The 19,484-nt window shown below is 69.3% G+C and carries 16 protein-coding genes and 1 pseudogene; all 17 read left to right on the top strand.

All coding sequences use genetic code 11. The features are described 5' to 3' along the window. Nucleotides 1–25: 25 nt before the first annotated feature. A complete protein-coding gene (locus tag ACFO5K_RS10690; RefSeq protein ID WP_378559834.1) occupies nucleotides 26–1,060 on the top strand; it encodes a polyprenyl synthetase family protein in 1,035 nt (344 codons plus the stop codon). A gap of 215 nt (nucleotides 1,061–1,275) precedes the next feature. Next, complete coding sequence (locus ACFO5K_RS10685; RefSeq protein WP_378563672.1) at nucleotides 1,276–2,838, top strand: hypothetical protein; 1,563 nt, start codon at nucleotides 1,276–1,278, stop codon at nucleotides 2,836–2,838. A gap of 152 nt (nucleotides 2,839–2,990) precedes the next feature. Beyond that, entirely contained in the window at nucleotides 2,991–4,223 is a 1,233-nt protein-coding gene (locus ACFO5K_RS10680; RefSeq protein WP_378559832.1) for an AAA family ATPase, read from the top strand. Further along, nucleotides 4,220–5,431, top strand: a complete 1,212-nt coding sequence (locus ACFO5K_RS10675) for a vWA domain-containing protein (RefSeq protein WP_378559829.1) — start codon at nucleotides 4,220–4,222, stop codon at nucleotides 5,429–5,431. The genes ACFO5K_RS10680 and ACFO5K_RS10675 overlap by 4 nt, the downstream gene beginning before the upstream one ends. A gap of 547 nt (nucleotides 5,432–5,978) precedes the next feature. Then, complete coding sequence (locus ACFO5K_RS10670) at nucleotides 5,979–8,225, top strand: SulP family inorganic anion transporter (RefSeq protein ID WP_378559826.1); 2,247 nt, start codon at nucleotides 5,979–5,981, stop codon at nucleotides 8,223–8,225. A 37-nt stretch (nucleotides 8,226–8,262) separates the two neighbouring features. Then, complete coding sequence (locus ACFO5K_RS10665; RefSeq protein ID WP_378559823.1) at nucleotides 8,263–8,727, top strand: TIGR02611 family protein; 465 nt, start codon at nucleotides 8,263–8,265, stop codon at nucleotides 8,725–8,727. After that, the gene (locus ACFO5K_RS10660; RefSeq protein ID WP_378559820.1) at nucleotides 8,724–9,395 is read left to right on the top strand and encodes a (2Fe-2S)-binding protein; all 672 of its coding nucleotides are present in this window, start codon (nucleotides 8,724–8,726) and stop codon (nucleotides 9,393–9,395) included. The genes ACFO5K_RS10665 and ACFO5K_RS10660 overlap by 4 nt, the downstream gene beginning before the upstream one ends. 173 nt (nucleotides 9,396–9,568) lie before the next feature. Continuing rightward, nucleotides 9,569–11,626 carry a threonine--tRNA ligase gene (gene thrS, locus ACFO5K_RS10655; protein ID WP_378559817.1) on the top strand — a complete coding sequence of 686 codons (2,058 nt, stop codon included), beginning with the start codon at nucleotides 9,569–9,571 and terminating at the stop codon, nucleotides 11,624–11,626. Then, nucleotides 11,623–12,189, top strand: a complete 567-nt coding sequence (locus tag ACFO5K_RS10650; protein WP_378559814.1) for an HIT family protein — start codon at nucleotides 11,623–11,625, stop codon at nucleotides 12,187–12,189. The genes thrS and ACFO5K_RS10650 overlap by 4 nt, the downstream gene beginning before the upstream one ends. A 151-nt stretch (nucleotides 12,190–12,340) precedes the next feature. Further along, nucleotides 12,341–13,015, top strand: coding sequence for a phosphatidylinositol phosphate synthase (pgsA, locus tag ACFO5K_RS10645; RefSeq protein ID WP_378559811.1), 675 nt, complete (start codon nucleotides 12,341–12,343; stop codon nucleotides 13,013–13,015). Then, nucleotides 13,015–13,938, top strand: coding sequence for a phosphatidylinositol mannoside acyltransferase (locus ACFO5K_RS10640; RefSeq protein ID WP_378559808.1), 924 nt, complete (start codon nucleotides 13,015–13,017; stop codon nucleotides 13,936–13,938). The genes pgsA and ACFO5K_RS10640 overlap by 1 nt, the downstream gene beginning before the upstream one ends. Then, nucleotides 13,935–15,059: a glycosyltransferase family 4 protein gene (locus ACFO5K_RS10635; protein WP_378559805.1), complete on the top strand. Its 1,125-nt coding sequence runs from the start codon at nucleotides 13,935–13,937 to the stop codon at nucleotides 15,057–15,059. Before ACFO5K_RS10640 ends, ACFO5K_RS10635 begins: the two co-directional genes overlap by 4 nt. Beyond that, nucleotides 15,059–16,105: an NUDIX hydrolase gene (locus ACFO5K_RS10630; RefSeq protein WP_378563669.1), complete on the top strand. Its 1,047-nt coding sequence runs from the start codon at nucleotides 15,059–15,061 to the stop codon at nucleotides 16,103–16,105. The genes ACFO5K_RS10635 and ACFO5K_RS10630 overlap by 1 nt, the downstream gene beginning before the upstream one ends. 155 nt (nucleotides 16,106–16,260) lie before the next feature. Beyond that, a complete protein-coding gene (gene pdxS, locus ACFO5K_RS10625) occupies nucleotides 16,261–17,181 on the top strand; it encodes a pyridoxal 5'-phosphate synthase lyase subunit PdxS (RefSeq protein ID WP_378559802.1) in 921 nt (306 codons plus the stop codon). A 177-nt stretch (nucleotides 17,182–17,358) separates the two neighbouring features. Further along, nucleotides 17,359–18,093 (top strand): sulfite exporter TauE/SafE family protein, encoded by a 735-nt coding sequence (locus ACFO5K_RS10620; protein ID WP_378559799.1) that lies wholly within the window; start codon nucleotides 17,359–17,361, stop codon nucleotides 18,091–18,093. Between the two features lie 46 nt (nucleotides 18,094–18,139). Then, nucleotides 18,140–18,922 (top strand): inositol monophosphatase family protein, encoded by a 783-nt coding sequence (locus ACFO5K_RS10615; protein ID WP_378559796.1) that lies wholly within the window; start codon nucleotides 18,140–18,142, stop codon nucleotides 18,920–18,922. A gap of 250 nt (nucleotides 18,923–19,172) precedes the next feature. Next, nucleotides 19,173–19,484 (top strand): annotated as a pseudogene (locus ACFO5K_RS10610) (hypothetical protein); the annotation flags it as partial.

Genomic DNA, 19,484 nt, shown 5'->3' with positions numbered 1-19,484 from the left:
CCGGTGCAAGGGAAAGGATCCGCGAATGACCCTGAGTACCAGCCCATCCAACGCCGGCGACGCTCCCGTCGCCGACACCCGTGAACCGTTCCGGGCGGCGCTGCGGGCAGCAGTCGAGTCGCTACCCGAATCGATCCGGCACATCGCCGGATACCACTTCGGCTGGTGGGACCCGCACGGCAGACCCGAATGCGCCGACGGCGGAAAAGCGTTGCGTCCCACGCTCGTTCTCCTGGCCGGTAAAGCGGTCGGCGCCGAGATCAGCCAGACCATGCCCGCAGCCGTGGCGGTGGAACTGGTGCACAACTTCTCATTGCTGCACGACGACGTGATGGATCGCGACACCACCCGCAGACACCGTGCGACGGCCTGGCACCAGTTCGGGATCGGACCCGCCATCCTCGCCGGCGACGCACTGGTCACGTTGGGCTTCGCGGGATTGGCCGCAACCGGCGGGCGCAACGCCGACGCGGCAACCCGCGTGCTGAGTGCGGCGGTGCTGAGCCTCGTCGAGGGCCAGACCGCCGACATGGCCTTCGAACAGCGATCCGACGTGAGCGTGGAGGAATGTGTCTCGATGGTCGACCGCAAAACCGGGGCGCTGTTCGGCTGCTCCGGTGCGCTGGGCGCGTTGGCCGGTGCGGCCGGACCGGGCGCGATCGCTGGGCTACAGGGCTTCGGTAACGCGCTGGGCCGCGCGTTCCAGCATGCCGACGACCTGCTCGGGATCTGGGGTGATCCCGCTGTCACCGGCAAACCCGCGCACTCGGATCTGCGCAACCGCAAGAAGTCACTGCCGGTGGTGTGGGCGTTGCGTTCGGCAACACCGGAGGCGAAAGCGCTGGCTGAAATGTACAGTCGCGCGGAAGAACTCAGTGACGCGGACCTGGTTCACGCGGCGGAACTGGTCGAGTCGGCGGGTGGTCGCGACTGGAGTCGCTCCCAGATCGACCGGCTGCTCGCCAGCGCCATGCTCGCCCTGTCGGGCGTGCGCGGTGAAGCCACCGCGGTCGCCGAACTGGCGAACCTGGCCGCCTCGGCCACCCGCCGCGACAGTTGACCGGCGAGGCGGGCGCCGCATCCGGCGCCCGCCCTTGTCGGGTCGTTGTTCGTTGTGCATACTGACCACATGACGACAAGTGGAAAGGGCGTCCTCCGCCCGGGCCGTTGAGCCCCACGCCGGTCACCGCACCGGCATCCCTCCCGCTCGATCGTGTCGATGATTCCCGCCTTTCCTTCTGGCTGCGTGTACGCGAATTCGCCGTACCCGTCGCCATGATCGACACCGCCACCGCCCGCCGCGCTGTCGGCGACTGGGCCGGTGCCTGCGCGGCGGCTCATGTCGACGTCGATGTCGATCTTCGGGCACTGGCACGCACTCATGGTCGCGAGCTCGCCGCCCGCGTGCGCGCCGACCTGCGCCATCTGGCACCGGACCTGTTGCGCTGGCACCTGCCCAGAGTCGCCCCCGACGGACTGCTCCGCCCGGGCTTGACGATGATGCTGGCTCGATACGATGCAGGGGAAAACGCAAACGCTGACGACATATTCGGTGAAAGCCGTTCAGGCGGCACCGGTTCGGTGTGCCTGGTGGTGCGCACCCCACCGGCCTGGGCGGCGGCCGGACAGCGGATCAGCCTGGCCCTGTGGGACAGCGCACGACCAGCGGCCGGGCCGAACCTGCACCCGCACCCCCGCCCGAACCGGCGCTTCCGCCTCGACCTCCACCCGCACCTGTGGGACGCGCGCAAGGCCGATCAGCTCCGATCACGGTGCGGCGCGGGCCCACTCGATCCTGATGCCCCTCGGTTTCCGATCCGGCTGCCGCGTGGGTGCGCCGTAGATCGCTGGGCAGCCGAGGCCGCGATCCTGCTGCGTACCGAAACCCGCCACTGCGGCCTGGTGCTGGTGCGGTGCGGAGCACGAAAACGGGTGGTTCTCGACCTGAACAGGGCCGAGACCGATCCGGCGCGGCAGTCGGCGCACCGGGCCGACGCCGAACCGTCGGCGATCGACGGGACGGTGGCGGCGTGGCAGTGGGTGGATCGGGCCGGTGCCGAACCGTCGGCGATCGACGGGACCGTGGCGGCGTGGCAGTGGGCGGGCCGGGCCGGTGTCGAGCTGTCGGCAGGCGACGGGACGGTGGCCGCGGGGGACCGAACCGGTGTCGTGTCGCCGATGACGGACACAGGCAGCGGTCCTGCTGTGCGAATCGCGCGGCAGAACTTGCGTGGGGGAGTGAGCGCATTGCCCGTCCTGCCGGACGCGGCGACCTGGGTGCTGCCCGACCTCGAACTGCTGCGCACGGATGCGATCACCGTAGACCGGTTGCATCCGTTGGTCGCCTCGGCGCTCAGCCCGATTACCGCTGCTCGTGGTCCGGCCGACCGGGCGAACGGTCAGCGGTCGATCGCGACCAGTGCGGCGCCGGCGGTCGTGGAATGCCGGGGTGAGCGGCATCGGATCGGATTGGTGGACGGGGTGCTCGCTGCCCTCGATCACGGCCCGGCCGAAATTCGGCGCGAGGAACTGCTGGTCGCCTTGACCGGGGCGCCGCTGCCCTGCTTGCGTGCTATCGACGAGGCACATCGGCGCCCGGATTGCCTTGCCGGCGTGCGCGAACGGCTCGACCACGGCGACATCGCGGGCGCACTGGCTGTCGTCGAAGGACTACTGGGCCCGGATGCGGTGCTGCGCGAGGGCCCCCTACGCGACGAACTGGAAGCCGCCGCCCGGCAACAGACCGTCTACGGCCTGTACCGGGCCGGCTTGCCCGCACCCGGCCGCCATCACGGCACCCGGGTCCGACGTACCCGTGGCAAACCGCGCACGCGCTGACAACGCGGCTGCGGTCCGTCCTGCCCGCGCCCGCCGCCATCACGGCACCCGGGTCCGACGTACCCGTGGCAAACCGCGCACGCGCTGACAACGCGGCTTCGGTCCGTCCTGCCCGCATCACTCCACTTCCGATGAACCCCAAGGTGATTCCCATGACTGTGTCCCGCCCCGTGCCCACCACGAACGCCCGCCTCGACGTCGCAGGGGAACTGCTGGCGCTGCTGGCCGACGTGTCCACCGAACCTCGACCCGACACGCAACTGGATGCGCTGACCCTGGCCGTGGCCGCGGACCTGCCGGTGTTGCTGTGGGGCGAGCCGGGGATCGGTAAAACCGCTGCGCTGACCCAGCTCGCCGATTCGCTCGATCTGCCGCTGACCACGGTGATCGCGAGTGTCCACGAGCCGTCGGACTTTTCGGGGCTGCCCATCATCGGTGACGATCCCGCCACCCAGGGTGTCCCGATGGCTCCGCCGGACTGGGCGGTGCGACTGGTGCGGGCCGGGCGGGGTCTGTTGTTCCTCGACGAGTTGTCCACCGCGCCACCGGCTGTACAGGCAGCGCTGCTGCGGGTGGTGCTGGAACGCCGGGTCGGCACGTTGCGGTTGCCGCCGGGTGTGCGGATCGTGGCCGCCGCCAATCCGCGCTCCTCGGCCGCTGACGGGTGGGAGTTGAGCCCGCCACTGGCGAACCGTTTCGTGCACCTGCGGTGGACTCATGACCACGATGTCGTCGTCCGCGGTCTCGGTGGGACTTGGCCACGGGCCACACTGCCCGTGCTGGATCCCCAGAAACTGCCGGGCGCAGTGGCGTTCGCCCGGCGGGCGGTCTGCACGTTGCTCGCCGCCCGGCCGAAGCTCGTGCACCAGCTGCCCAACACCGAAACCCGCCGGGGCGGTGCCTGGCCGTCACCGCGCAGCTGGGAGATGGCTCTGCGCCTGATCGCCTTCGCCACCGCGGCGGGTGCCGATCGTGATGTGCTGTCGCAGCTCGTCCGTGGCACCGTGGGCGACGGTGCCGGCTTCGAACTGCTGACCAGCATCGACCGGATGGATCTGCCCGATCCGGAGGTGCTGCTGGCCGAACCGGCGGCCGCCGAGCTGCCCCAGCGCGGCGATCTGCGCCAGGCTGTGCTCGACGCGGTGGTGGCCGCGGTGCGCAAGCGCCCGGAGCGGTCTCGTTGGGACGCCGCATGGGAACTGCTGGTCAAGGCCGTGGAAACCGGTGCGCCCGACCTGGTGGTGGTGCCCGCGACCACCCTCGCCACGTTACGCCGCGACGACTGGGTGGTTCCCGCGGCGATCGAACAGCTCGCCACCGTGGTGTCGGTGTCCCAGCGCGCCGACCGTGCGGCGGCCCGTGTCGTCGTCGAGGTGGGCCGATGACCGGACTCGACTTCGAGAAGCTGTACGCCGCGCGGCTGCAGGCGGTCTCGGCCCGGCCTTATCTGGCGACGGCCCTGTACGCGCTGCACATCGTCGAGTCACCGTCGGTGCCGACGATGGGCGTGGACAAGCACTGGCGGTGCTACGCGTCGGCCGCCTTCGTGGACCGCACGCCAGTAGAGGAACTGGCTTCGGTACTCGTGCACGAGGTTTCGCATCTGGTGCGCGATCATCACGCACGCAGTGACCGCTACGCCCGTGCGCACGACCTGGCCGGTCCGGCCGAGCGCCTGCGGATGAACATCGCCGCCGACGCCGAGATCAACGACGACGCGTTCGGTGCCGGTCTGGTCGTGCCGGAGGGGGCGGTCACACCCCAGCAGCTGGGTCTGCCGCCCGGTTCGCTGATGGAGGACTATCTGGCCCTGTTCACGCTCGGCCCCCGCACCCAGGAGATGGCCTGGCTCGACTGCGGCAGCGGCGCCGACGGATCGAGCCGGGAGTGGGAACTGGGCCCCGACGGTGCGGACGGGCTCAGCGAGCAGGAACGCGCGGGTGTCCGGTTCCGGGTGGCGCAGGGCATCGCCGGGCGTCCGGGCAACGCACCCGGGGGTTGGCGGCGCTGGGCCGAGGAGGCCCTGCACCCATCGCAACCCTGGCGTGACCTGCTGGGAGCTGCCCTGCGCGCCGCAGTCTCGGCGCCCGGCGTCGGGGAGGACTACACCTACGGCCGCCCGGCGCGCCGTTCGGCCTGCCTGCCTCGCGTCGTGCTGCCGAGCCTGCGCCGCACCCCGCCCCGGGTGGCCGTGGTCATCGACACCTCGGCGTCGGTCAGCGACGCCGAACTCGGCAGCGCGCTGTTGGAAGTCGCGGCCATCACCCGCGCCGTCGGCGGCCGCCGTGACCTGGTCACCGTGTTCGCCTGCGACGCCGCCGCCCGCATCGCCCACCCACTGTGCGGTGCCGAAGGGATGTCGCTGACCGGCGGTGGCGGCACCGACCTGCGGGCCGGTTTCCGCAAGGCCCTGCGCACCCGACCGGATGTGATCGCGGTGCTGACCGACGGTCAGACCCCATGGCCGGACGATCGACCTTCCTGCCGCACCGTGGTCGGCTTGTTCGGCCGCGCACCCGCGTGGCGCGAAGACAATCCCGACTACATCCCGGACTCCCCGCCCGATTGGGCGCGTGTGGTCGAGATCGGGTGAGCTCACGCGGTTTTAGCTCGGGCGCCCTGCACGGCGGCAATCATGTGACTGAGGTCACAAATGAGCTGCGATTCGTCCCAATTTTCCCGTAGGACTTTCCTAGAGCTTGGGGAGTTCTTTACTATTGATGCGGCCTTCGCGTCACGAGTCCGAAGCTCCACGAGGCCGTTCGCTGTTCCGCCTCTCTTGCCAGTGCATGTTCGACCGATGAACCGACAGCTGTGCTGTCGGCGAAGGAGAATGATGGCCACCGACAACGATTCGGGCACTTCTGTCGAAAGCTGTTGCTTACCAAGGTATTTCGGCTTCTGTAGGGTTGATTGCGGTACGCGCGCAGCTACCGGTGGTGACAGTGGCGGTCACCACCGTGCCGAGCCCGGCGATAGCCGATTGATGTGAGTCACACCGGGGTGGACCTTCGGTTATGGCTGCTCCCACTGTCGGTGCGACACCCTGGCTTTGCCAAGTCTTTACTCATAGCGTGACCACCTGATGCCGTTCCTTCCCGGTTCGCCGCTGCACCGGGGTCCCTGTGCGAAGGAGAGACATGTCCATCGACCACGATCTCGCCCCACCCCGGCCGGAGACGCCTCCGCCGACGCAAAGCTCTTCCCGCCCAACCGAAACCGAGCCCCGGCCGACTTGGCAGCAAACGTTGCTGCGCCATGATCTGCCCGCGTCCATCGTGGTCTTCCTGGTCGCGTTGCCACTGTCGCTGGGGATCGCGGTCGCTTCCGGTGCGCCCGTCGCCGCCGGGCTCGTCGCCGCGGTGATCGGCGGCGTGGTCGCCGGTTCGCTGGGCGGATCGATACTGCAGGTCAGTGGCCCCGCCGCCGGCCTGACCGTCGTCGTCGCCGAGTCCATCGCCCAATTCGGCTGGCGCACGACCTGTTTCCTGGTGGCCTGTGCCGGACTGCTGCAGATCCTGTTCGGGCTCAGCCGGATCGCGCGCGCGGCGCTGGCCGTCGCCCCGGTCGTGGTGCACGCGATGCTCGCCGGTATCGGCATCACCATCGCGTTGCAGCAGGCACACGTACTGCTCGGTGGCTCCGCACACAGCACCGCGTGGCGCAATATCGTCGAACTGCCCGGCCAACTGCTGTCGCTGCACGGTGGCGGCGCGCTCGTCGGTGCCGTGGTGATCGCGGTGATGCTCGGCTGGAAGTACGCACCGCCGAAACTGCGGGCGGTGCCGGGCCCGCTGGTCGCGGTGATCGCGGGCACGCTGCTGTCGTTCCTGTTCCCCGGTATCGAGCGCATCGTGCTCGACGGCTCGATCTTCGACGCACTGCAACTGCCGCAGGTGCCCTCGGGCAACTGGGCCGCGGTGGCCATGATGGTGCTGACCATCGCGCTCATCGCCAGCGTGGAAAGCCTGCTCTCGGCCGTCGCGGTCGACAAGCTGCACACCGGCCGCCGCACCGACTTCGACCGTGAACTGATCGGGCAGGGCTCGGCGAACGTGCTGTCGGGGCTGGCCGGTGGTCTGCCGATCACCGGTGTGATCGTGCGCAGCTCCGCCAATGTGGCGGCGGGAGCGCGCAGCCGGGCCTCGGCGATCATGCACGGATTCTGGGTGTTGCTGTTCTCGGTGGCACTGGTCGGGCTGGTGGAGCAGATCCCGATGGCGGCGCTGGCGGGTCTGCTGATCGTGATCGGCATCCAGCTGGTGAAGATCGCCCACATCCGGTCGGCCAAACGCACCGGTGACCTGCTGGTGTACTTCGTCACGGTGTCCGGTGTGGTGTTCCTCAACCTCCTCGAAGGTGTGCTCATCGGTTTGGGGCTGGCCTTCGGCCTGCTGCTGTGGCGGGTGGTGCGGGTACAGGTGAGCGCGGTGCCGATGGGCGCGCGCTGGCTGGTGCGCATCGACGGGTCGTGCACCTTCCTCGCACTGCCGAAGCTCTCGGGCGAGCTGGCCAGGGTGCCCGCGGGTGCGGACGTGACGGTGGAGATGACCGTCGACTTCCTCGATCACGCGGCCTTCGAGGCGATCGAGGACTGGCAGCGTCAGCAGCAGAGCAGCGGCGGCAGTGTCGATTTCGTCGAGATCGGTACTGTGCGCATGGCCGGAGCCGGGGCCGCGCCACCGGCGCGCAGCTTCGGCCGGCAAGTGTGGGACGAGTTCCTCGGGCCGTGGCGGCACCAGAAGTCGGGCAGCGACGCGCTCACGGCCGGGGTGTCGGCCTTCCACCGCAGCCACGCCCATGTGGTGCGCCCGCACCTGGACGGCCTGCGCGACCGGCAGGACCCGGATTCGTTCTTCCTCACCTGCTCGGATTCACGGATCGTGCCCAATGTGATCACCTCCAGCGGCCCCGGTGACCTGTTCACCGTCCGCAATGTGGGCAACCTGGTGCCCACCAGCGGTGACGACTCGGTGGAGGCGGCGCTGGTGTACGCGCTCGAGGAGCTCGCGGTGCGCACGCTGGTGGTGTGCGGGCACTCCGCGTGCGGTGCGATGCAGGCCGTCCACAGCGGCGCGGCAGCCGACGGTGGGCTGAGCTGCTGGCTCGGTCACGCCGAGGCGAGCCTCGAACAGTTCCGGGCCGACCATCCGGTCGCGCTCGCGGCCAGGGCCGCCGGTTACCCCGAAATCGACCAGCTGAGCATGGTGAACGTCGCCGTGCAGCTCGAGACCCTGCACCGGCACCCCGCCGTGCGCCGCGCGGTGGCCGAGCGCGGGGTCGCGGTCTCGGGCCTGTTCTTCGACATCGCCGGGGCCCGGGTGCTCGAGGTGACCGCCGAGGGTGTGCACACCATCGACGACGCGGTCACCGCGCTACCGGTCTGAGCGGGCGGACGCGGCGTCGGCCTCGTAGGCTGGAATGATGACCAGCGAGCCGACCGCCGCCCGCGCCGAGGACCGCGAGGATTCCGCCGAACGCTTCGCGGGAATCAAACAGCGCGGGCGCGCCTTCCGTGGTGCCGTCGCCGCCCGCCCTACGCTGAACTTCGGTTACCGCATCGCCGTCGGCGTGGTCGGTGGGCTGGTGTTGCTCGTCGGGATCGTGACGATCCCGTATCCGGGACCGGGCTGGGCGCTCGTGTTCGCCGGGTTCGGCATCCTGGCCACCGAGTTCGTCTGGGCTCACCACACGCTGACCTGGGTGCGCGGCAAGTACCGGATCGTCATGGACTGGTACACCTCGCGCGGCTGGTTCATCAAGGTGCTCGGCGCGGTCGCCACCTTCGCCCTCGTCGTGGTGACGTTGTGGCTGCTCGGTACTTATTCGATGGTCGGCGGGTGGATCGGAGTCGATTGGCCGTGGTTGCGCAGTCCCCTGATGTCGTGAGCACCGCGCCGGGCCGTTTGCTCGCCGATCCCGCCTGGGTGGCGGCTCGAATCGGCGAGATGAGCCGGGCCTGGGGCACCGAGACGCCGCGCGTGGGCGCCACCCTGTGGTGGTGCATGGTCGCCTCCGCGCTGGTCGACCAGATCACCACCGCCTACGCGACGGGCCGCCCGGCCCCGCTGCCCGCGCTGGACGAACTCGACTGTGTGGTCCGGCCGGACGGAGGAGTGGAGCGAGTGCGGTTCCACGCCTTCGCCGCCGAAACCACCGTCGGCTCCGGAACCGTGACGGACGAAGCCTGCGGCGCCGCGCACGAGCCGGCGGTCCGCACCGAGACGGCCGTCGGCCGCGCCCTGCGCGAGACGCTGACAACCGTGATCCCGCAGGTCGCGGCCGTCTCCGGCGCGGCGGCGCCCGCCCTGTGGGCGATCGTCTCCGACGCGATCGGCAACCGCGCCCTCGACGCGGGCGCTCGGGACGCGGGCACCGAACTGGCCACCGAGGTCGGCTCCCGGTTGCCGACTCCACGCTTCGTCACCCTCGGAGACCGTACGTTCGTGAAACGAATCTCCTGCTGCCTCGTCTACGAAGTGCCGGGCGCCACGATGTGCACCAGCTGCCCGAAACGCCCACCGGCCGAACGCACAGCGCTGCTGACCGGAGCCTGAATCCCGTCGGTCCGGTTTCTCGCCGGTCGTGCGACAGCGAACACGCGGTATCAGGTCCATCGACACGGCCTGTCGGCGCTCCCGATAGCATGGGCGGCGCAGGACGGTGCCCGTGACCGCCGCTGCGCGAACCGCCGGATCGACCCGGCACCCGACGTCAGGAGAAAATTCCCGTGACCACCTCTGCACCCATCAGTCCAGTCGCCCTCGTCCGGGTGCCGGCCGGGACTACCGCGGGCGCAGCGGTGCGGGAAGCGGGCCTGCCGACCAAGGGCCCGGACACGATCGTCGTCGTGCGCGACGCGGAAGGGGCCCTCAAGGACCTGTCCTGGGTGCCCGAGCACGACGCCGAGGTCGAGCCCGTCGCCGCGCACACCGAGGACGGGCGCAGCGTGATCCGGCACTCGGCCGCGCACGTGCTGGCCCAAGCGGTGCAGCAGGAGTTCCCCGACGCCAAACTGGGGATCGGCCCGCCCATCAAGGACGGCTTCTACTACGACTTCCGCGTCGACCGGCCCTTCACCCCCGAGGATCTGGCCAAGCTGGAATCGCGGATGAAGAAGATCGTCAAGGGCGCCCAACGTTTCTCGCGTCGGGTCGTGGAGATCGACGAGGCCCGGGTGGAACTGGCGAAAGAGCCGTTCAAGCTCGAACTGATCAGCGACAAGTCCGGCATCGACGACCCGGAGATCATGGAGGTCGGCGGCAACGAGCTGACCATCTACGACAACCTCGACCCGCGCACCGGCGAGAAGCTGTGGGGCGATCTGTGCCGCGGCCCGCACATCCCCACCACCAAGTTCATCCCCGCCTTCAAGCTCACCCGTTCCTCGGCCGCGTACTGGCGTGGCGACCAGGACCGCGAGGACCTGCAGCGCATCTACGGCACCGCCTGGGAATCGGCCGAGGCGATGGACGAATACCTGCACCTGCTGGCCGAAGCCGAGCGCCGTGACCACCGCAAGCTGGGCCTGGAGCTGGACCTGTTCAGCTTCCCCGACGAGCTCGGCTCGGGCCTGCCGGTGTTCCACCCCAAGGGCGGCATCATCCGCAAGGAGATGGAGGAGTACTCGCGTCAGCGCCACGTCGCCGCGGGCTACGAGTTCGTCAACACCCCGCACATCACCAAGGGCGCGCTGTTCGAGACCTCCGGGCACCTGGACTGGTACCGCGACGGCATGTTCCCGGCCATGCACCTCGACGCCGAACTCAACGACGACGGCACCGTGCGCAAGCCCGGCCAGGACTACTACGTCAAGCCGATGAACTGCCCCATGCACAACCTGATCTTCCGGGCGCGTGGCCGGTCCTACCGGGAGCTGCCGCTGCGGATGTTCGAGTTCGGTTCGGTGTACCGCTACGAGAAGTCGGGCGTGATCCACGGCCTGACCCGGGTACGCGGCATGACCCAGGACGACGCGCACATCTACTGCACCAAAGAGCAGATGCACGCCGAGCTCACCACCACCTTGAACTTCGTGCTGTCGCTGCTCAAGGACTACGGTCTCGACGACTTCTACCTGGAACTGTCGACCAAGGACCCGAAGAAGTTCGTCGGCTCCGACGAGCTGTGGGAAGAAGCCACCGAGACCCTGTCGAAGGTGGCCTCGGCCTCGGGTCTCGAGCTCGTGCCCGATCCGGGTGGCGCCGCGTTCTACGGCCCGAAGATCTCCGTGCAGGCCAAGGACGCGTTGGGCCGCACCTGGCAGATGTCGACCATCCAGCTCGACTTCAACCTGCCCGAGCGCTTCGACCTGGAATACACCGCCTCCGACGGCACCAAGCAGCGTCCGGTGATGATCCACCGCGCCCTGTTCGGCTCCATCGAACGGTTCTTCGGCGTGCTCACCGAGCACTACGCCGGTGCGTTCCCCGCCTGGCTCTCGCCGGTGCAGGTCGTCGGTATCCCGGTGGCGGAAAACTTTGCCGCACACCTGGATTCGGTGATCGAGCAGCTGATCGGCGCCGGGGTGCGCGCGCAGGTGGACCGCAGCGACGACCGCATGCAGAAGAAGATCTTCAACCAGACCGCGCAGAAGGTGCCGTTCATGCTGCTGGCCGGTGCGCGCGACGTGGAGGCCGACGCGGTGAGCTTCCGGTTCCGCGACGGCACCCAGGTCAACACTGTGCCGGTCGCCGACGCGGTGGCCACCATCGTGAGCTGGGTCGGCAACCGGGAGAACACCTCGCCCACCGCGGAGGGGTTCGAGATCATCAAGGCGTCGGCATGAGCGGTAGAGAGAACATCGCGTCCGAGGCATCGGCCGGTTCGATCGTCGATGCCGGCGCGGGGCATCCCGACCGGTTGCAACGGTTGTGGACGCCGTATCGGATGTCCTACATCACCGGTGACGTGAAGCCCAAGGACGCCACCGGGCATCCCTTCACCGACATCCCGAAGATGACTGACGAAGACGGTCTGATCATCGCCCGCGGTGAACACGTCTACGCGGTGCTCAACCTGTACCCCTACAACCCGGGGCACATGATGGTGGTGCCGTACCGCCGGGTGGCCGATCTGGAGGACCTCACCCCGCTCGAGAGCGCGGAACTGATGGCCTTCACCCAGCAGGCCATTCGCGTGATGAAGCGGGTCTCGCGGCCCGCCGGTTTCAACGTGGGTCTCAATCTCGGCGGGGTGGCCGGTGGGTCGCTGGCCGACCACCTGCACCAGCACATCGTTCCGCGCTGGGGCGGGGACGCGAATTTCATCACCGTGGTCGGTGGCGTGAAGGTGATGCCTCAGTTGTTGCGCGAGACGCGGCAACTGCTGGCGGAGGCATGGGAGGCGTAGATGTGTGATCATCGCGAAGCCGCACATCGGAGCCGATCGGGTGCGGGTGTCCCGCAGGGTGCAGGAGGCGTAGATGTGTGATCATCGCGAAGCCGCGCACATCGGAGCTGATCGGGTGCGGGTGTCCCGCACGGCGCAGGAGGCGTAGTACGTGCTCAGCTTCTTCGGCCGCCAGACGTTTGCGAAAGCGACTGCGCCGCTGGGCAAAGCGCTCGTCGCGACGGGGCTCACCCCGGATGCGATGACCTTGATCGGCACCGCCGCGACGGTCACCGCGGCGGCGACCCTGTTCCCGACCGGGCACCTGTTCTGGGGTGCGATGGTGATCTGGCTGTTCGTCATGTTCGACATGCTCGACGGCGCGATGGCCCGGGCCCGTGGCGGCGGCACCAAGTACGGTGCGGTGCTCGACGCCACCTGTGACCGGGTGGCCGACGGGGCGATCTTCGCCGGTCTGGCCTGGTGGGCGGTCTATCACGAGCACAGTAAGTCGTTGCTGGCCGCCACGTTGGTCGTGCTGGTGACTTCGCAGGTGATCTCGTACGCGAAGGCGCGGGCCGAGGCCAGCGGGCTCTCGGCCGACGGCGGGCTCATCGAACGGCCCGACCGGCTGGTGCTCGTGCTGGTCGGCGCCGGTTTCACCGGCATCGGCGGGCACTGGGGGATCGAGTGGCTCACCTGGTCGGTGTATGTGGCCATGTGGGTGCTGGCGGTGCTGAGCATCGTCACCGTGTTCCAGCGGGTGCTGGCGGTGCGAAATTCGCCGGGCGCGCGGACTGTGATTCCGGCTGCGCCGCAACAAGATACGGCAGGGGGAACGGCGTAGTGACGGTGACCGGGCGGTTGAGCGACTGGGGGTACGCCGCGGGCTGGCGGTTGGTGCGTTCGGCACCGGAGGGACTGGCCCGCAAGGTGTTCGATCTGGGCGCCGACCGGGCCGTCAAGAACGGCGGGCCGCCACAGCTGCGCCGTAACCTCGCCCGCGTCCTCGACGTGCGACCCGAGCAGGTCCCCGACGAGCTGATGCGGGCGAGTATGCGCTCCTACGCCAGATATTGGCGCGAGGCGTTCCGGTTGCCCGGCATGGATCACACCACCATCGATTACTACGTCGACGGCCTGGAACATCTCGACGCGGCCCTCGAGCAGGGCCGCGGCGTGATCTTCGTGCTGCCGCACTCGGGGAACTGGGACATGGCCGGGGTGTGGCTGGTGCAGCACTACGACACCTTCACCACGGTGGCCGAACGGTTGCAGCCCGAATCGCTGTTCGAGCGGTTCGTCGCCTACCGCGAAAGCCTCGGCTTCGAGGTGTTCCCGCTCACCGGCGGCGAACAGCCGCCGTTCCGCGCGCTCGCCGAACGTCTGCGGCAGAACCGGATCGTGTGCCTGATGGGCGAACGCGACCTCACCGGCAAGGGGGTGCCGGTCGAGTTCTTCGGTGAGCGCACCTGGATGCCGGCGGGTGCGGCCAAGCTGGCCATCGAGACCGGGGCCGCGCTGATGCCGGTGCACGGGTGGTTCACCACCGAGGCCGACGGCACCGAAGGCTGGGGTCTGAAAACCGAAGCGGCACTCGATGTCTCCGTGGGTGTCGCCGCCGCGACGCAGGCGCTGGCCGACCGGTTCGCCGCCAACATCGCCGAACACCCCGCCGACTGGCACATGCTGCAACCGCTGTGGGAAGCCGACCTGTCGCCCGAACGGCTGGCCCGCATCGCGGCCAACCAGGAGGGTGGGCTGCGGTGAAGATCGGCATGGTCTGCCCGTACTCCTTCGATGTGCCGGGCGGAGTGCAGGCCCATGTGGTCGAACTGGCCAGAGTGTTCCTCGAACGCGGGCACAAGGTGAGCGTGCTCGCCCCCGCAGCCGACGACACCCCGCTGCCGGATTTCGTCGTCTCGGCCGGTCGCGCCGTGGCGATCCCGTACAACGGGTCGGTGGCGCGGCTGTCGTTCGGACCGATGGCCTACACGCGCATCCGCCGCTGGATCGAGGGCAACGACTTCGATGTGCTCCACATTCACGAACCCAATGCCCCGAGCCTGTCGATGCTGGCGCTCAAGATCGCCGAGGGCCCGATCGTGGCGACCTTCCACACTTCCACCACGAAGTCGCTGGTACTGAGTACTTTTCAGGGGGTGCTGCGGCCGTATCACGAGAAGATCAGTGGCCGCATCGCGGTGTCGGAGCTGGCCAGGCGCTGGCAGGTGGAGGCGCTGGGCTCCGACGCCGTCGAGATCCCCAACGGGGTCGACGTGGCCGCCTTCGCCCGGGGCGCACCGCTGGACGGGTATCCGCGCCCGGGCAGGACGGTGCTGTTCCTCGGCCGCTACGACGAGCCGCGCAAGGGTATGGACGTGCTGCTGGGCGCCCTGCCCACGCTGGTCGAACGCCACCCGGACGTGCAGATCCTCATCGTCGGACGCGGGGACGAGGAGCGGTTGCGGCGCGAGGCCGGTGCGCACGCCCGGCACCTGCGCTTCCTCGGACAGGTCTCCGATGCCGAGAAGGCCGCGGCCCTGCGCGGCGCCGACGTGTACGTGGCGCCGAACCTGGGCGGGGAGAGCTTCGGCATCATCCTGATCGAGGCGATGGCCGCGGGCACCCCGGTGGTGGCCAGCGAACTGGACGCCTTCCGGCGCGTGCTGCGCGACGGCACCGCGGGCTTGCTCACCCCGGTCGGCGACGCCGACGCGCTGGCCACCGCCATCGACACCGTGCTCACCGACGACGCCACCCGCGAGCAGCTGGTGCGCACCGCCACCCAGGTGGTCGCCGCCTACGACTGGCCGGTGGTCGCCGAGCAGATCCTGCGCGTGTACGAGACGGTCACCGTCGGCGACATCAGAGTGCGGGCCGCCGGATGATCACTTTCTCCGCGACCACCGTCCTCGTTCTCGGACTGATCGCGTTGCTGGTGCTCGCGCTCGGTGTCTGGGCCTATTCCACCGCCAATCGCCTCGACCGCCTGCACGTGCGCTCCGACCAGTCCTGGCAGGCCCTCGACGCCGCTCTGGCCCGGCGTGCGGTGGTGGCGCGCGCGGTCGCGATGTCGATCGCGGGGCCGGTGAGCAACGACCCGTTGCGCGCCGAACGCGCCGCCCAGCTGGCCACCTTGGCCGACTGGGCCGAACGCGCCGATCGGGGCGACCGCGAGACCATCGAGAATCAGCTGTCCTCGGCACTGTCGATGGTCGACATCGCCGCGCTGCGGCCGCAGCTGGTCGCCGAACTCGCCGACGCCGAGGCCAGGGTGTTGATCGCGCGCCGCTTCCACAACGACGCCGTGCGCGACACCCTCGCGCTGCGCACCCGCCGCCCGGTGCGGATCCTGCACCTGGGCGGCACCGCGCCGCTGCCGCACTATTTCGAGATCACCGAACGCGCCACACCCGCCGCGGCCACCGGGCTCGAGGTGCACACCACCCGCACCTCGGCGCGGGTGGTGCTGCTCGACGAGCAGGACCGGGTGCTGCTGCTGCGCGGCCACGACCCGATGGTGCCCGAGGTCGCGTTCTGGTTCACCGTCGGCGGCAGTGTCGAACCGGGGGAGAGCCTGCGCGAGGCCGCGGTGCGCGAGATCTACGAGGAGACCGGCCGCCGCGTCGAGGCCGCCGCGTTGCGCGGTCCGTTGTGGCGCCGGGTCGCGGTGTTCCCGTTCAACGGCGAACTCGTCCGCTCCGAAGAATTGTTCTTCACGTTGCGGGCCGCGCGCTTCGAGTGGCGACCGGCCGATCTCACCGCGCTGGAGCGGCGCACCATCACCGATCACCGCTGGTGCACCCCCGCCGACATCCGGGAACTCGACGCCACCGGGGAAGCGGTTTACCCCTACCACCTCGACGAACTGCTCGCCGAGGCCGTCACCGCCGCCGAAGACGACACCGGACACGTGGTGCGCTCCATCCGTTGATCCGGTCACAGGGCCACCGGAGAAGGCCAGCGGACGGCTGAGTCTGCATCCGTGCTGGTCGTGGCAAGGCCAGTGGACCCCAACTGGCTATGAAGACCGAATCCGCACGGTTCTAGAATCGTCGGTGACCCTTCCGAGCGACCTGATTGGCGCACATGACACAGGAGACAGCCGTGACTACGCCTGAGACCACCAACACCGTCGGCACCGCCCGCGTGAAGCGCGGTATGGCCGAGATGCTCAAGGGTGGCGTGATCATGGATGTGGTCACCCCCGAGCAGGCCAAGATCGCCGAGGACGCGGGCGCGGTGGCCGTGATGGCGCTCGAGCGGGTTCCGGCCGACATCCGGGCCCAGGGTGGCGTCTCGCGGATGAGCGACCCGGACATGATCGACGGCATCATCGAAGCCGTCTCGATCCCGGTCATGGCCAAGGCGCGCATCGGTCACTTCGTGGAAGCCCAGGTGCTGCAGAGCCTCGGGGTCGACTACATCGACGAGTCCGAGGTTCTCACTCCCGCCGACTACGCCAACCACATCGACAAGTGGAACTTCACCGTCCCGTTCGTCTGTGGCGCCACCAACCTGGGTGAGGCCCTGCGCCGCATCACCGAGGGTGCGGCGATGATCCGGTCCAAGGGCGAGGCCGGCACCGGTGACGTCTCCAACGCCACCACCCACATGCGCACGATCCGCGGCGAGATCCGCCGGCTCACCTCGCTGGCCCCCGACGAGCTGTTCGTGGCCGCCAAGGAGCTGCAGGCACCCTACGAGCTGGTTCGTGAGGTCGCCGAGACCGGCAAGCTGCCCGTGGTGATGTTCACCGCCGGTGGTATCGCCACCCCCGCCGATGCCGCCATGATGATGCAGCTCGGCGCCGAGGGCGTGTTCGTGGGTTCGGGCATCTTCAAGTCCGGCAACCCCGCCCAGCGCGCCGCCGCCATCGTCAAGGCCACCACCTTCTACGACGACCCGGACGTGCTGGCCAAGGTCTCGCGCGGCCTGGGCGAAGCCATGGTCGGCATCAACGTCGAAGAGATCCCGCAGCCGCACCGTCTCGCCGAGCGCGGCTGGTGATCTGAGGCCCGATCACGATCGGGCACTGCGGTATTCGCCCGGCGGGCGTCGCGACGCGCGACGTCCGCCGGGTTGTTTCCACACCGGCTTTTCGTGCGCACCGAGCCGCTGTCGTAGGGGCGTGGGCGAGAAACCGGCCGTCGTCGTTGCCGTCCGCACATACCGTACAGTCGGTTCGTGACCTTGCTCGAGTTCTTCCTGCTGGTCATCGTGGGGCTCTGCACCGGCTTGATCGGTTTCGTCACCGGGATGGCCTCGATCGTTTCCTATCCCGCACTGCTGGCCGTCGGGTTGACGCCGGTGGCGGCCAATGTGACCAATACCGTGGCGCTGGTCGCCGTTGGCGTCGGTGCCACCGCGAATTCCGGGAAGGAATTGAGCGGGCGCGGGCCCACCTTGGTGCGGTGGGCGGCCTTGTCGGCGCTCGGTGGACTCATCGGTGCGCTGGTGTTGCTGCTGGCGCCCGCGGCGGCCTTCGAGATCGTGGTGCCGTTCCTGGTGGCGGCGGCATCGATCGCGCTGCTGGTGCAACCGGTGGTGCGCAGGCACGTCGGCGAGCTGAGCGCGCCGTGGGTCGTACCCGCCGGGATTCTGCTGATCTCGGTGTACGGCGGGTACTTCGGCGCGGGTGCCGGGGTGATCTATCTGTCGATGATGCTGTTGTGCACGTCCGAATCCGTGTGGAGCGCATCCGTTCTCAAGAGCTTCCTGCTCGGCGTCGCCAATCTGGTCGCCGCCGTCGGGTTCGCGATGTTCGGCCCGGTGCACTGGTGGGCGGCCCTGGCCCTGGCGATCGGTGCACTGGTGGGCGGCTGGTGTGGCCCTCCGGTGGTGAAGGTGATTCCACCGAATCTGCTGCGGGTGACCGTCGGGATCCTCGGGCTGGGGCTGGCCGGGTATCTGGCGCGCTGATCCGATCGGCGCTCACCGTGGCATCCGGTCGCCTAATCTGGAAACGATGCAGCACTCCGACGCCGACATCGCGATCCGCGCAACCGAAGTCGCCTCGACTGTGATCAGGTCCGCGTTCGGAGCCCCGGTCACCAGATTCGCCAAGGACGGTGACGATTTCGCCACCCAGGCCGACATGGCGGCCGAGCAGGCCATCCTCGAAGTACTCGCCGAAGCACGTCCGGGCGACCGGTTCGTCGCCGAGGAGTCGGGCACGACCGGAACGGGGACCGGCGAGCGCACCTGGTTCGTCGATCCGCTGTGCGGTACCCGCAATTTCGCGGTCGGCACCACCTTCGTCGCGGTCAATGTGGCCCTGCGGGTCGCGGACACCGTTCGCGCCGCCGCCGTCGCCGACCCGTTCACTCGCGAGGTGTTCTGGACCGACGGTCACCGCGCGTACCGGCGCCACGACGAGCTCGACGAGCAACTGCGTCCACAGGCCGACAGCCGGCTGGTCGATGTCGATCTCGACCACGAGTTCCCGTGGTCCACGCCGGCAAGTCTGTTCGACGCCCCCGGCTTCGCCGGCAGCTTCCACCCGCGCGTGCTCTCGACGGCGCTGGCGCTGGTCTGGGTGGCGGCGGGCCGGCGCGCCGCCTACGTCACCGGCGGCGACCTGCGCGACAGCGTGCACTTCACCAGTGCGATCGCGGTGTGCCGGGCGGCCGGCTGCGTGGTCACGGGGCTCGCCGGGCAACCGCTGCACACCGCACCGCACGGACTGATCGCGGCGGCCGACGCGGGCACCCACGCCCAGCTGGTCGCCGCCGTCGCCGGATTGCACTGAACCGCAACCGATCCCGTGCTGTCCGGCGAAGGCGGCAACCGGCTGCACCCCACCGCCATCAAGGGAACGGACCAGCGCGCGAACGTGATCGGCGGCTCGCGCGGACCCCACGCGACGGTGTGTCTCAGAGATTCCTCATCATCGGTGGGTACCGTCCGGGCGTGGCATCGTGGCCTGCCCCCTCGGGCGCGCCTCGCGTGCCGTCGCCCGACAGGGTGAGAAAACGCCGACCCGACGTAAGGACGAGTGGATGAAGTTTCGTAGGACCGGACGTGCCGCGATCGCCGGCCTGGCCGTGGTCGCCGCACTGGGAATGAGTGCGTGCAGCGACGACAAGGGCGATGCGCCCACCGCCAAGACCGCTACCAGCGCCCAGGCCACGACATCGGCCGCCGCCTCCGCGGAACTGCCGCCCGTGCCGAGCGTCGAGGAGCTCAACGAGCAGTTGAACACCGCGTTGGATCCGTCGATCCCGAACGAGGAGAAGCTGGACTTCGTGCAGGGTGGTGAGGCTGATCCGGAGTTGCCGAACCGTTTGGCGCAGGCGGCTCAGGATGCGAAT

This window comes from Nocardia halotolerans, assembly GCF_042650145.1.
GTDB lineage: Bacteria > Actinomycetota > Actinomycetes > Mycobacteriales > Mycobacteriaceae > Nocardia > Nocardia halotolerans.
This window is presented reverse-complemented; position numbering and strand designations above follow the sequence as displayed.